13 protein-coding genes are annotated in these 12,051 nt (G+C 65.9%); 5 read left to right on the top strand and 8 right to left on the bottom strand.

The window, feature by feature from the left end; genetic code table 11:
* Positions 1 to 122 precede the first annotated feature (122 nt).
* The 3 genes from ACFXIV_RS43055 to ACFXIV_RS43045 all read left to right on the top strand — a co-directional run bounded on the left by ACFXIV_RS43055 (position 123) and on the right by ACFXIV_RS43045 (position 2,184).
* Positions 123 to 257 (top strand): DUF4913 domain-containing protein, encoded by a 135-nt coding sequence (locus ACFXIV_RS43055; RefSeq protein ID WP_379421444.1) that lies wholly within the window; start codon positions 123 to 125, stop codon positions 255 to 257.
* Positions 258 to 322: 65 nt separating this feature from the next.
* On the top strand, positions 323 to 550 hold the full coding sequence (locus tag ACFXIV_RS43050; RefSeq protein ID WP_379421448.1) for a DUF4913 domain-containing protein: 228 nt from the start codon (positions 323 to 325) through the stop codon (positions 548 to 550).
* Between the two features lie 359 nt (positions 551 to 909).
* On the top strand, positions 910 to 2,184 hold the full coding sequence (locus ACFXIV_RS43045; RefSeq protein WP_379404700.1) for an MFS transporter: 1,275 nt from the start codon (positions 910 to 912) through the stop codon (positions 2,182 to 2,184).
* Here ACFXIV_RS43045 and ACFXIV_RS43040 read toward each other — a convergent pair.
* The 4 genes from ACFXIV_RS43040 to ACFXIV_RS43025 are packed head-to-tail and all read right to left on the bottom strand — an operon-like array spanning position 2,172 to position 4,021.
* Positions 2,172 to 2,630 (bottom strand): hypothetical protein, encoded by a 459-nt coding sequence (locus ACFXIV_RS43040; RefSeq protein ID WP_379404702.1) that lies wholly within the window; start codon positions 2,628 to 2,630, stop codon positions 2,172 to 2,174. The two genes, ACFXIV_RS43045 and ACFXIV_RS43040, sit on opposite strands and share 13 nt — an antisense overlap.
* A 55-nt stretch (positions 2,631 to 2,685) precedes the next feature.
* Complete coding sequence (locus ACFXIV_RS43035) at positions 2,686 to 3,372, bottom strand: phytanoyl-CoA dioxygenase family protein (protein WP_379404703.1); 687 nt, start codon at positions 3,370 to 3,372, stop codon at positions 2,686 to 2,688.
* Entirely contained in the window at positions 3,369 to 3,854 is a 486-nt protein-coding gene (locus tag ACFXIV_RS43030; protein WP_379404705.1) for a DUF4254 domain-containing protein, read from the bottom strand. Before ACFXIV_RS43030 ends, ACFXIV_RS43035 begins: the two co-directional genes overlap by 4 nt.
* Positions 3,851 to 4,021 carry a hypothetical protein gene (locus tag ACFXIV_RS43025; RefSeq protein ID WP_379404706.1) on the bottom strand — a complete coding sequence of 57 codons (171 nt, stop codon included), beginning with the start codon at positions 4,019 to 4,021 and terminating at the stop codon, positions 3,851 to 3,853. Before ACFXIV_RS43025 ends, ACFXIV_RS43030 begins: the two co-directional genes overlap by 4 nt.
* A 202-nt stretch (positions 4,022 to 4,223) precedes the next feature.
* Here ACFXIV_RS43025 and ACFXIV_RS43020 point away from each other — a divergent pair, with 202 nt between their 5' ends.
* Together ACFXIV_RS43020 and ACFXIV_RS43015 are read left to right on the top strand one after the other, a co-directional pair.
* Positions 4,224 to 5,555, top strand: a complete 1,332-nt coding sequence (locus ACFXIV_RS43020) for a helix-turn-helix domain-containing protein (protein WP_379404707.1) — start codon at positions 4,224 to 4,226, stop codon at positions 5,553 to 5,555.
* A complete protein-coding gene (locus tag ACFXIV_RS43015) occupies positions 5,545 to 6,120 on the top strand; it encodes a flavin reductase family protein (RefSeq protein ID WP_379404708.1) in 576 nt (191 codons plus the stop codon). Before ACFXIV_RS43020 ends, ACFXIV_RS43015 begins: the two co-directional genes overlap by 11 nt.
* A 7-nt stretch (positions 6,121 to 6,127) precedes the next feature.
* Here ACFXIV_RS43015 and ACFXIV_RS43010 read toward each other — a convergent pair whose 3' ends face one another.
* The 4 genes from ACFXIV_RS43010 to ACFXIV_RS42995 all read right to left on the bottom strand — a co-directional run bounded on the left by ACFXIV_RS43010 (position 6,128) and on the right by ACFXIV_RS42995 (position 11,947).
* A complete protein-coding gene (locus ACFXIV_RS43010; RefSeq protein WP_379404710.1) occupies positions 6,128 to 6,298 on the bottom strand; it encodes a hypothetical protein in 171 nt (56 codons plus the stop codon).
* 285 nt (positions 6,299 to 6,583) lie between these two features.
* Positions 6,584 to 7,273 carry a Zn-ribbon domain-containing OB-fold protein gene (locus tag ACFXIV_RS43005; RefSeq protein ID WP_379421443.1) on the bottom strand — a complete coding sequence of 230 codons (690 nt, stop codon included), beginning with the start codon at positions 7,271 to 7,273 and terminating at the stop codon, positions 6,584 to 6,586.
* A 1,250-nt stretch (positions 7,274 to 8,523) separates the two neighbouring features.
* A complete protein-coding gene (locus tag ACFXIV_RS43000) occupies positions 8,524 to 8,655 on the bottom strand; it encodes a hypothetical protein (protein WP_379403517.1) in 132 nt (43 codons plus the stop codon).
* Between the two features lie 4 nt (positions 8,656 to 8,659).
* Positions 8,660 to 11,947 carry a protein kinase gene (locus ACFXIV_RS42995; protein WP_379403518.1) on the bottom strand — a complete coding sequence of 1,096 codons (3,288 nt, stop codon included), beginning with the start codon at positions 11,945 to 11,947 and terminating at the stop codon, positions 8,660 to 8,662.
* Positions 11,948 to 12,051 lie beyond the last annotated feature (104 nt).

The following is a 12,051-nucleotide window of genomic DNA, read 5'->3' as shown; positions in this document are numbered from 1 at the left end:
ATGCGCTATCCAGCACATGCTCGAAGTCGGATCCATGCAGCCCGCTTGTTCGCGGCTGTGCCGTGCGCCGCGCGCACGGGTACCTGGCGCCGTTTCGTCGTGGAGGTGTCGGGTGGGAACAAATGTACAGCTGGTGCACGCAATGGTGGCGACACCGACCGGTCGCGGCACGAATCGCTCACTTGCACAGCGCATTCGAAGCATCGCGGCGCAGCCAGTCCGCTGGTGCCGCCAATGGTGGGCACACCACGGCGTAACAGTGCGCTTCGCCGCCCTGCACGCGGTCTTCGAAGCGGCCCGGGTCGCCGAGGACGGGACTGCCATGAGCACCCTGTTCGTTTCACACATCGACCCGCATCTGCGAATAATTCTCGATGCTGCACAAGGGCCGCTCCACCGCTGCACCCTGGACAGGCACGTCCCCCAGCCGGGACTGCCCGCTGCGCCGGTGCCAACCGGATGGTTCGACACCATGAGTAGATCGACTGCGGTCGAGGACCTCGGCTTCGGACCGGACTTCCGGCTTCTTCGGGACAGCAGCAGCCTCTGAATGCTGGACACGAGCGAAGTCGATGGCAGGTACCCCGAGAATGACCGGTCGGGCCTGCCCAGCCGTGGTGCGGATGGATAGAACCGTCGGCTGGTCACCTGTTCGCAAGGATGGGGCTCTCTCAGGCTCGTGAACTGAGCGTGGGCTTCGTACCGACATCGACGATCTCTACGCGGTCCTGCGTGAAGCTGCAGTACCGGACATCGAATGGCAGTAACGCAAACCTGATCCTCATGAGGGTACGAGGATCGGTCAGTTCGATACTTCTTGCTGTACAGGGATATCTTTGCGGCCGTACCTCGCAACACGGGCGGGCGGCGCGCGGACGGATCCGAGCTGATCGACTATCGTCGCGCGCTGTGCCGTTGCCGATGTTGCTACGCCGCCCTCGGATTCTCGCGATCTGGTCCGCGCAGCTGCTATCGGTCCTCGGTGACAGGTTCTATGCGCTGGCGATCATGTGGTTGGCGCTGGAACGGTCCGGCCCGGTGGTCATGGGCGCGGTCGCTATCGCCGAATCGGTGCCGTTCATCGTGATCGGCGCCTTCGGTGCGCGCCTGGTTCAGCGTTGCGCCGTTTTTCGGACCCTGGCCGCGATCGATGCTTTCCGCGCGGTTCTCGTCGGTGTGATGCCGCTGCTGTGGAACGTCGGCGGCATTGCCGCCATGCTGGCCGCCGCCGCGGTGCTGGGCGCGCTGGCCGCGGTCTTCGATCCTTCCCTCGGTGCCCTGGTTCCCGATCTGGTCGACGAGGATGAGCGGCACGCCCTGGTCGCGGCCATGGATCTCAACGGCCGGATCGCGCGGATCGCGGGCCCGGCACTGGCCGGTGTCCTGCTGGTGATAGTGCCCGTAGCAGCGCTGTTCATTGCGGACACAATGACTTTCGTGGTGTCGGTGGTGGCATTGCTGTATCTAGCTGCCACGGGCGCGGCAAGCGCGCCGGCGCAGCCCTTGGCCACGGGCTCGGCGCAACAGCGGGACCGGACCGCCTCGGCGCGGGCACTGCTGCGTGAGCGGCCTGCCCTCGGTGCTGCGTTCGTGGTTCATGGCGCAGGTTTGTTCTTGACTGCCCTGCCGGGAATCGGGTTGCCGCTGCTGCTCGCGCACCAGATCGGTGCGGGCCCTTCGGCGTACGGGTGGATGCTCACCGCGACCGGGACCGCAGGGCTGGCGGGAAATCTCACCGCGGCTCGGATCCGGCCGGCTGCGTTCCTGCCGAGGTTCTGTCTGGCCTGGGCGGCGGCCGGTGTGCTGATGGTCGCGACCGGCGTCGCTCACAGCCTCGCCCTGGTGCTCGTTTTCGCGGCTCTGTCCGGGTTCGTGACCCCGTTCATCTCGATCACGCTCGGCACCCAGCTGGCCTCGCACCCGCAGCCCGCGAGGCTGCGGCTGCTCACGGTCAACCACACCGTGATGCGTTCGGCAGGGACTGCGGGCATGGCGATCATTCCAGCGCTGATCGCGCCCGCACCCGCGCGGGGGTTCATCGTCGGGGGCACCGCGCTGGCGCTGGTCGCGATTACGGCCTGGGCGATCACATTCGCAGTCGCGTGGGCGCCCCGGACGCGCAGCGTGCGGGTGGCGGAGCCAACGTCCACCACCCGCACGGATTCAGCTGATCAGGCCGCCTGAGAGTCGCGGTCGACCAGATAGTGCGTCACCTCGACGTCGTCGATGGTCAGGCCGAGTCCGCCGTAGATGAGGGTGTGCATTCTCGACAGGTACGCGCCGCGCCGCTCGGTGTAGAAGGCGGGGTCGTACCAGGCCACGCCGAGAACGGCCCAGCCTGCGCCGGTCTCGCTGTCGCGTTCGGGTTTGAACCAGGTGTGCTGCCAGTCCCACAGCATGAGTTCCTGGGGGCGGGACCGCAGTCGCTCGTCGGATTCGCGCAGTGCCTCGATCACCGCGGCGGCGATGTCGGCGGTGCGGCAGTAGTAGCTGCACTCGGATTTGGCGAACAGGGTCTTGTTGCCACGGCGCGGGGTGCCGGGGCCTTCGCCCTCGAGCACGCGGATCATGGCCTCGGGGTTGTCGGGGATGACGGCATCGAGCGTGGGCGCGATGGTGAGTGCCGACATGGTGTTTCTCCCTACCAGAAATATGGTGAATAGGGTTCTCCCGTAACCGGTTTGGTCACAGAAGCTTGAGGGGCTGCCACCCTTCGCGGGTGGTAGCCGCGCCGCGCCGGTAGGCGCTTCGGTGGGCGTAGACGATGTTCAGGCCGATGCGGGGGCGCCGCGTCGCGTTCGGGCCGGACCGGTGCAACAGGCGGGTGTCGAACAGCAGTGCCTCGCCGGCGGTCGTTGGGACCGTGGTGAATTCGCAGCCGGTCAGCCGCGGGTGGTCGTGCGCGGCCAGCGCGCCGGTGTCGTCGAAGTCGTGCGGGAGGTATCCCCAGCGGTGCGAGCCCAGCGAGAATTGCAGGGCGCCAGCGGCTTCGGGGGCATCACTGATCGACGGCCAGCACGACACCGACCGCACCGGATCCAGCTCGATATCGACGCTCACCCCGTCCTGATGCATCGGCACCTCGGTCTGGTCATCGGGCCACTTGATCACCAGGAACGTTTGATCGATCCCGGCCTCAGGGCCGATCAGGCCCGCGACCCGGTTGATCAGCGGCGGTGTCTGGACCAGGTCACGCGCCCACTGCTCGTGCACGTGGGCATTGCGCACGACGGTGGTTCGGTTCTGGCTGTGCACCGATCCGAGATAGTGCGCCAGTGCACGTGCGGCCTGGCCAGTGGTCCACTGCACCGGTGCGAGGTAGCCGCGGTCCGCGAACAGGCTCGGCTCGCCGTGACGTGTCAGGTGTGTCATCGGTGTTCGTCCTTCGGGAATGGGGGTTGGCCGTCGACCACCTCGGCCACAAGGTCGGTCCACCGGCCGGCCAGGATCGCCAGCCGGTGAAAAGCGGCGTGCACCCGCTCGTCTCGCCCGTCTCGGCACGTCCGCAGGGTTTCGTTGGCGTCAAGCTGCGCGAGCGCCATTTCATCGACGGCGGCACCCAGCAGTCGCGGACACCGATCGGCGTGCGGGGCGTGCAAGTCCACCCATGCGTCGATCGATGCCACCAGGACTTCGCACGTGCCGATATAGAAGAGTCCGCCCTGACTGAAACCGCGGTAGGCGTGGTGGGTTTCGGCCAGCGCGCGGGCGCATTGGGTGACCGGATGGGCGTCGGGTTGATCGCCGATGTGCCCACAGAACGCGGCCATCAGCGCATGCCAGTCCGGCAGGATCGGATGGACCCCGGTGCCCAGGACGAGCTGGCGGCCGAGCTCGGTCGGAGAGCTGATCATGATCGGTATTCGCCTGCCGCCTGTTCGGCGTCGAGGCGGGCCTGGATCTCGGCCAGGCTGATGCGGGGGTGTTCGTGGTGTGCGCCGAGATGTCTTGGGCGGCTGGCCATATGAGTGGCCCCGAGCACCGCTGTTACGGCAATAATGAGGGCAAGTACCAGGTCCACGGTCGAATGCCTCCTGAGTTGGCCCGTGAGAGGGCGGCACCGGCGGACCGTTGTGTGCAACCAGAAAGGGGGTGTTCGGTTCGCACATGACGCCGGTGCCTGTCTTCGAGCGTGCCGGTCTCGACCGGGGTAATTCGAGTGCCTAACTGGGTAGAAACGGGTACTTTCCGGCTCAAACCGACCGCAAGCAGGGAGCAGACCTATGGTCGAGGTCGAGTGGACAGCGCGTGAGATCCGCGCGCTTCGAATAGCACTGAAGGAAAGCAGACGCGAGTTCGCGAAGCGGCTTCGCGTGTCGAAGCGAACCATCACGCTGTGGGAAGATGGCATCACCCGCAGACTGCAGGCCGCGAGCGTGCGGATGCTGGATGATGTTCTCGCAGGCGCCGACACCGCGACACGCTCCAGGTTCGAGGCGCTGGCACAGGCGTCCGCTTCCGCTGGGAGCAGTGACGACGTTGTCACAGACCATGGAGGTGATTCGACGAATCGCCGAGACGCATTGCGTATCTTGGGCATCGGTGGAGCGGCCGCGACCGGATTGCGGTACGCGGTGTTGGCCGCTGCTCACGATTCCGCGCTGCTGACGAGCGTGATCGATCGCAGCCCCGTCGAACCAACGACGATGAGTGAGTGCGCTGAGACGCTGCACCGGCTCGCCACGGACTATGTCCTCTGCCCTGACCTGGATCGGATATTCGTCGAGCTGACCGTGCTGCGCGACCGCCTCGCCGCGGTGATCCAGCGCGCCGGCAAGCTCAGCGATCTTCAACAGCTCTACGTGTTGCTCGCGGCTACCTGCACGCTGCTGGCGTCGGTGTCGCATGATCTGGCCGAGCCGCATGCGGCGATGATCCAAACCGACTCGGCTGCCGCGTTCGCCAGGCTGGCTGGTCACCGTTCCCTCGAGAACTGGGTGTACTGCACGCGCGCGATGATCGCGTCGTGGTGGGAGCCGCCCGCCCGCGTCCTCGAGGAAGCTGGCAAGGCCATTACGCCGCACGGGATTTCACACGTCCGGCTGTCTGGGCTCGTCGCTCGTGCCCATTCGCAGATCGGCAACCGCAGCGCAGCGTTCGCGGCCATGGATGCCGCACGCCGCGAACGCGACCGGCTGCCCGAGCACGAGAGCCTGACCGACCTGGGGCCGGTGTTCGCGTTCTCCCTTGCCCGCCAGCACTATTACGACGCGACCGCCTATGCCCAGCTCCGGGAGTGGACACGCGCAAAGTCCGAGGCCGAGAATGTGATCAGCCTGTACGCACCCACCTCGACGCAAACCTGGTCGGCCACACTCACCCTCGCGCGGGTGACCCTTGCCCGCGCAGACCTGCACCTCACCGGCCCCGATGCCGCACTGGCCCACCTGGAGCCGGTGCTGGCAATACCTGCCGGACAACGCATCCCGCAGGTCAAATCCGCGCTGAACGGCATCAGGTCCGATCTGGCGGGGTTGGCCGCCACACCGGACCGGCGCACACTCGGCGAGGCCGTACGCATGTTCACGCCGAGAAAGGAACCCGATGAGCAGTGACAATGCGATTGAACGCGCTCACCGGCTGCTCGCACCACGCATCGCCTACCTGATCGGAACCGTGAGCGCGGACAAGACACCGAACCTGATTCCGGTCTCGAATCTTACCTCGGTGTCCACCCAGCCGCAGCAGATCGCGCTCGCGGTATACAAGCAGTGGTCAACCTATGAAACCCTGCAAACTGCAGCGGGATTCACGGTGTCGGTGCCAGTGTTCGATCAGCTCGAAGCGGTGTGGAAGCTCGGCGCCCGCTACTCGCACTTCCCCCTGGCCGGGCCCGCCGAGAAGCTGGCAGCGAGCGGACTGACGCTGGATCACCAGGCGTCGGAGTACGGGCCCGTCGTGTCGTCTGGAATCGGATGGATGAGCTGCCGCACCATCACGCGCCTGGATCTCGGTGGCGACCACGGCATAGTCATCGGCCAGGCCGAACAGGTCTGGTTCAACCCGGATTATCTGGAACCTGATGGCACTCCGCGCGGAAATCCGCACCCGGTGATGCAGCAAACCGGCAACCAATTCACGTCGACAGCAGACGAATTCACATCCATCCCGTACTACTGAGTACGCTTCAGCGGCGGCGCCCGGCGACTCCGCACTGTCCACCGATGCTGTCACGGCGCCTGCCTGCCAAGCTGGAGGTCTTCGCGCCCGCGGCCACAGCGGGCAGAATGTCGGTCGCCAGGTGCACCGCGGCGTCGAGCGCGCCGGGTGACCAGGTCGACCCAGGTTCCCATTGCATCCACTCTGCTATTAGCTCTTCCAGCGAGGGGTGTGTGCCAGGGCCGATACGGCCGGTGATGACTCGCGGCGCGATCGGTTCGGCGCGTAACTGCTTCCATTCAAAACCGACGAACACGGCGTTTACGCCGAACCGCTGCGAGACGTCCGGCTCGGTGATCGCGCCGTATACCGGTGCCGGACGCCTGGGGGTGATCGTGTCGGGAAGGAAGCGGATCAGGCACGTCGTTGTCGCCTTACTCGTTGCCGAATTTCTTTGCAGAACAGCGGAATCGAAACTTTCGTGTTAGCCGGGGACGTAGGCGGGCGAGGAGTCGGGGTAGGCGCGCCACGCCCATGACAGCGAGTCGAGCAGGTTGCGTTTGAGCGTGCGCGCGTCGCGGGTGTCGCTGGGGCGTTGGGTGAGGGCCTCGCGGATCATCTGCACGAACCGCCAGCGGGTGACGCCGAAGGCGACGAGCAGCTCGCCGGCGCTGGCGCCGCCGGAGGGGGCCCGTCGGATCGCGAACTCGACCACGGATCTCGCGGCCGTGTCGAGTGATTTGTGGGCCGCCAGGAAATCGCAGTGCGTCATCGACGAACGAACCCATCCCGGGTCGCCGGTGGTGTGTGCCGCCGGGGATGTCACCGACTGCGGGCTCTTGGGATCGTTCGCGGGCGCGCGGTCGGGCGGGGTGCTGGCGGTCGGGGTCTGTGGATCGGTGGTGTCGATGGCGAAGACCGGGAACCGGTCCTCGGGCGGGTCGGGTTCGTATCGGACACGGATCGGCTGGTCCGAGGGTGGTGGGAGTTCACCGTAGATCGTGGAGTAGATCCAGGGGCCGTCGTCTAGTTCGACGATGGCGACCGTGGACTGCTCCCACGTTCCGGCGTTCGAGGGGTGGTGTGCCACCTTCCACGACACGATCGACCCGGTGCCCGAGGAGGGTACCCAGTCCAGGGTCGTGGCTCGGCACGATGAGCAGGCGTTGGTCATTGGCGCGACCAACGTTGCACAGTCGGTGCAACGCCGGATCATCAGGGTCGTGCCGCCGTGGTGTCGTGGGTTCTCCGGTTTGTGGTCGAACATCGGAATCCTCGCCAGTTCTTGCCTGCGCTGTCACTGACGAGCCTGCGTCACGCAGGGCCCTACCCGCGACGGCAGAACTACCCACGACATACCTATTTCCGGCTGCGCGGCCCTGCAGAGGCACCGGTCGACAAGGGCCGGGGGCGCGCCGGTCCCAGACGACGCGGCGCGTCAGCCGGATAGCAGCCGCGGGCATTCACCTGCTGGAAGGGCCCGCCGACAGGTGAGTGTCAGAGGTCCGCACCGGTCTCCGGCTCGATCGGTAGATCGGCTGCCGTGCTTCGCCATCCGGCGCGGTGAGGGAGTGTGACGGATCCGATCTCGGTCGGATGAGCCGAGCCTGATTGGTTCAGCAGCAAGAGACTGACTCATGTCGGACGCACTGGCCGCCATGGTGAGCCGGGCATCGACCTGATCGGCCCCGCAGGCTGCTCAACCACATGACCAAGATCGTGCTCGAATCTGCTCTCGAGGCGGAGAACGCCGAGCACGTAGTCTATGAGAAGCACGGCCTGGCCGACCGTGGAACGGGCAACTCGCGCAACGGAACCCGCGCCAACACGACGGTGATCACCGAGATCGATCCGGCCGAGATCTACGAGCGTCGATCCTCGAGATCTCCCGTCGCTGGGCCTTATCCGCGCCGATGCTCGTCGCGGACGTCGTCGTCGCCGAATGGTCCGCGGAGTAGACCAGCTGTGCGGCTCCCTGCAGCGATCCTTCCCCCGTTCAAAGTGGGGGAGATCGGTTGCCAGCCTCCGGTTCCCCCTTCTCGCGGAGGAAGACCAAACACTGGTCTGGGTCGAGGTCGTGCGGACGCAGAGCGAGTGCGCTGCCGCGGCGACAGGCGGTTTGGATGTGCAGGCGCAGGATAAGTGAGCCGAGCTCTGGGGCGTTGCCGGATGTGGCTGCGACCGTGCAGATCTCGGCCAGTTGGTGCGATGGGATCGTGTATCGGTGGGCGGCACGCCGGACCGGTTTGGCTACCTGGGCGGGCAGGGTTGTCGCCAGGGCGGATCCAACCGCTGTTCTCGGCATAGGGGGTAGACACGACGGACTGCAGCGACGAAATGCTCGACGGCACTGGAACCTCCGCGCGACGCCGGTTGGATCGAGTGTTGGCCTGCACCGCTTGGGCCGCTCCACGAGGTCCGCCTTCAAGAGCTGATCGAGCGCTCGCTGCAATGCTGTTCGGGCCATGTGAGATGGGTGCCATAGGTGCGCAATGCGCCCTTGGTGAGGGTGGCCGGCACTCGCTGGATCACTTCGCCGAACGTGAGTGTGAGCATTCGATTACTCGGCCGCGTCATGGGTCTGGGTTATGGCCCACGCCGCGATCTGCGTGCGCGAGGTGAAGCCCAGTTTGGTGAGAATATGCTCGACGTGCCCTTGCGCGGTCCGCGGCGAAATTACCAGGCGGTCGGCGATTGCCTTGTTGGTCAGTCCCTCGGCGACGAGGTTGGCGACCTGGCGTTCGCGTGCGGTGAGGTTCTCGAGCGGACGATCGGCCGACGAGGTGGCTCGGGATCGCTCGCCGAGTGCGAATGCGACTGCGGCATCGAGACTCATCGAGGCGCCCTCTTGTCGGGCGGCATCGAATGCGCGTGCACCGAGCGCTCGGCGGCTGCGCTGCTCGCATTCGTCATGATGGGCGAGCATTTCGGTAAGAAAGATGGCGGAGGTGCCGGCCAGGCGTCCTAAGGTATCCGCCGCGCCCATGAGGACAGCCGCACGCTGAGCATCGAGCTGTTCCGCGGCGATCCAGGCCAGCGTCTCGAGACAGCCGGCGGTGACGAGCGGATCGGCGGCCCTGTGGGCCAGTCGAATTCCCTCTGCGAGTGAGCGCGTGGCACGGTCGGGCTCACCGCCGCGGTACGCGGCGAATCCCCCTGACCACAGTGCCCACGACCGATAGATCGTTTCACCGGCGGATTCGGTGAGGTCGAGTGCCTTCTGCTGGCAGGCGAGGGCTCGGGAGGTATCGCCTTGCAGTGCGTAGGCCCATCCCAGCGTGTTCTGAGCGTCCAACTGCATTCCGCGGTCACCGCAGAGCTCGTAGGCGCGCAGCGCGTATTCCAGATCGGCAACCCTCCGGGACGGATCATGCTCGCTACAGATGAAATCGTAATTTGCATGGGCGTGCGCAAGCAGCGCCGGGACCATCGGGTCGGCTGTCTGTGCGGTCAGGCTGGCCAGTTCCGTAATCTGGCCAGCGGCGGTCTGCAGGTCACCCTGAAGCCCTGCCATCAAGCTGGCGGCGTAGAGCGCCTTGGCGCGGTCCACCGTCCGGCCTCCGGACGGGCGGGCGAGAACCCGTTCGTACCACCGGCGACCCTCGCTGATCCTGCCCCGCAACAGCCAGAACACGTACAGGGTGGTAGCGATCCGCAGCCCGCTGTCCTCGGACTCGGTCAGGCTGAACTCCAGCGCTTTCCAAAGATTCGGTAGCTCGCGCTCGAGCCGTTCGACCCAGTCCATCTGGTGCGGTCCGATCCAGTTGGCATCCACCTCGTCCGCCAGTTGCTCGCACCATTCCCGATGCTGTCGGCGCAGGAGGGCATACTCTCCGGACTCCTCGCCCTTCTCCTGACCGAATTCGCGGACCGTCTCGAGCATCTGGAACCGCACCGAGCCGGCCACTTCCTTCCGGATGAGGATCGATTTGTCCACCAGGCCCGACAACGTATCGAGCAAATCCGGCTCGGTCATGCCGGCGGAACACACCCGCAGGACCGCGTCGAGTTCGAACCCGCCGGTGAACACCGATAATCGACTCCACAGCCGCTGTTCGTCCGGTGTGCACAGGTCATAGCTCCAGTCCATGCTGTAATGCATCGTCTGCTGCCGCCTGGGTGCGCTGCGGCTGCCCCGAGTCAGGAGAGCGTAGCGGTCGTCCAGCCGGGCCAGAATCTGTTCGACGGACATCGTCCGCAGGCGCGCGGCGGCCAGTTCTATCGCCAGCGGTAGGCCGTCCAGCCGTGCACAGACCCTGGCGGCATACAACCTGTTGTCGTCGCTCACCTCGAACCCGGGCACTGCCGCGGCTGCCCGTTCTGCGAAGAGTGTCACCGCGTCGTAGCGTGCCACAGTCCGCAACGGCGGCTTGGTGGCCGGATCGGGTGTGTCCAGTGGCGGCAGCGGGTATACCGCTTCCCCTTCGATATCCAGGGCCTCGCGACTGGTGGCCAGGATCCGCACGTCCGGGCAGGCTCGCATGAGCGATTCGGCCAGTTGTGCGACGGCCTCGACCATATGTTCGCAGTTGTCCAGTACCAGGAGCAGATCATGGGGGGCCAGTAACTCGATCAGCGTGTCGAGTGTCGACCCACCGCCGCGGTCGGACAGACCGAAGATGGCAGCCACGACGCTCGGCAGCGACTCCGCGTCACGCAGGTCGCCCAACTCGATCAGCCATGTCCCGTTCCTGAATTTCCGCTGCAGGTTGTGAGCGACCCGCAAGGCGAGCCGTGACTTGCCTACGCCCCCGATCCCGGTCAGCGTCACCAGACGTGAGCCGGACAACAGGTTCTTGACTTCGGACAGCGGGGTCCTGCGATCGACGAAGCTGGTCAGCTCCAAGGGGAGGTTTCCCGTCCCCGCCCGCAACTTGTCGCCGCGGAAAGTTGCAACCTGGTGTGGCACTGCATCTTTCGAAGTGGTGGCAGATTCCTGTGCGGCGTCGGACTCGGCAGGCAGCGCCATCTCGTCGACCGAAAAACCGTGGTCTCGCTGTATCTGGCGCAGCTGCTCACCCAACTCCGCTGCGGTGGGACGGTCGTGCGGGTCACGAGCCATCGCCGTCTCGACGGTCGCGCACACGTCCTCGGGGATGCCGGACTCACGCAGGTCCGGGATCGGGTGGGTGGTGATCCGCACGAATTGAGCCACCATTTGTTCGCCGCTGCGGCGTTCGAAAGCGGCGTGCCCAGTGAGTGCGCAGAACAATGTGGCGCCCAGCCCGTACACATCCGAGGCGGGACTCACTGTCTGACCGCCGAGTACTTCGGGTGCGGTGAAGGCGGGCGAGCCTGTGATGGAACCGGACGTTGTCTCGTACCCGCCGGCGAAGTGGGCGATCCCGAAGTCCGTCAGCGCCGGCTCGCCGTAATCGGTCAGCAGGATATTGGCCGGTTTGACATCACGATGCAGAACACCCATCCGATGGGCCGTCTCCATCGCCCCCGCGATCTTCACTCCGAGGTGCAGGACCTGGGAGAGTGGCAGGGGACCGTCTCGCCGGATGCGTGCGTCGAGGGAGCCTCGGGAGTAATAGGGCATCACCAGGTACGGACGCCCGGTTGCGGTCTCCCCGATCTCGAGCATGCTGGCGATATTCGGATGACCGGTGAGCCGACCCATCGCACGTTGCTCTCGCAGGAAACGCTCCCGATTCTCCTGAAGTTCGCCGGTGAGAACTTTGACTGCCACCGTGCGGCCGGCGGCTATCTGACTGCACCGGTACACCACACCGAAACCGCCCCGGCCGATCTCGTCGGCGTCTTCGAACCCGGCCGTACTCAATTCCGTGATGACGTCGACTCTGACATCACGCTGCGTCTCGAGTGGGTCGCCGTCAACCATCTGTTGCTCGCAACCGCGGCACACCAGTCAGAATATCCCCGCCGATCGCATCCGACCACGTCGTGCGCGCCTTCCATCGCTCCGCTCGGGTGAAGCGGGCGCGG

The sequence above is a fragment of the Nocardia sp. NPDC059236 genome, assembly GCF_042754085.1.
Classification (GTDB): domain Bacteria; phylum Actinomycetota; class Actinomycetes; order Mycobacteriales; family Mycobacteriaceae; genus Nocardia.
This window is presented reverse-complemented; position numbering and strand designations above follow the sequence as displayed.

Excerpts from the sequence above, each read along its gene's own strand:
- ACFXIV_RS43055 (WP_379421444.1), top strand. The coding sequence starts at position 123 with ATGTACAGCTGGTGCACGCAATGGTGGCGACACCGACCGGTCGCGGCA.
- ACFXIV_RS43050 (WP_379421448.1), top strand. The coding sequence starts at position 323 with ATGAGCACCCTGTTCGTTTCACACATCGACCCGCATCTGCGAATAATT.
- ACFXIV_RS43040 (WP_379404702.1), bottom strand. The coding sequence starts at position 2,630 with ATGTCGGCACTCACCATCGCGCCCACGCTCGATGCCGTCATCCCCGAC.
- ACFXIV_RS43035 (WP_379404703.1), bottom strand. The coding sequence starts at position 3,372 with ATGACACACCTGACACGTCACGGCGAGCCGAGCCTGTTCGCGGACCGC.
- ACFXIV_RS43030 (WP_379404705.1), bottom strand. The coding sequence starts at position 3,854 with ATGATCAGCTCTCCGACCGAGCTCGGCCGCCAGCTCGTCCTGGGCACC.
- ACFXIV_RS43020 (WP_379404707.1), top strand. The coding sequence starts at position 4,224 with ATGGTCGAGGTCGAGTGGACAGCGCGTGAGATCCGCGCGCTTCGAATA.
- ACFXIV_RS43015 (WP_379404708.1), top strand. The coding sequence starts at position 5,545 with ATGAGCAGTGACAATGCGATTGAACGCGCTCACCGGCTGCTCGCACCA.
- ACFXIV_RS43010 (WP_379404710.1), bottom strand. The coding sequence starts at position 6,298 with ATGCAATGGGAACCTGGGTCGACCTGGTCACCCGGCGCGCTCGACGCC.
- ACFXIV_RS43005 (WP_379421443.1), bottom strand. The coding sequence starts at position 7,273 with ATGACCAACGCCTGCTCATCGTGCCGAGCCACGACCCTGGACTGGGTA.
- ACFXIV_RS43000 (WP_379403517.1), bottom strand. The coding sequence starts at position 8,655 with ATGCTCACACTCACGTTCGGCGAAGTGATCCAGCGAGTGCCGGCCACC.
- ACFXIV_RS42995 (WP_379403518.1), bottom strand. The coding sequence starts at position 11,947 with ATGGTTGACGGCGACCCACTCGAGACGCAGCGTGATGTCAGAGTCGAC.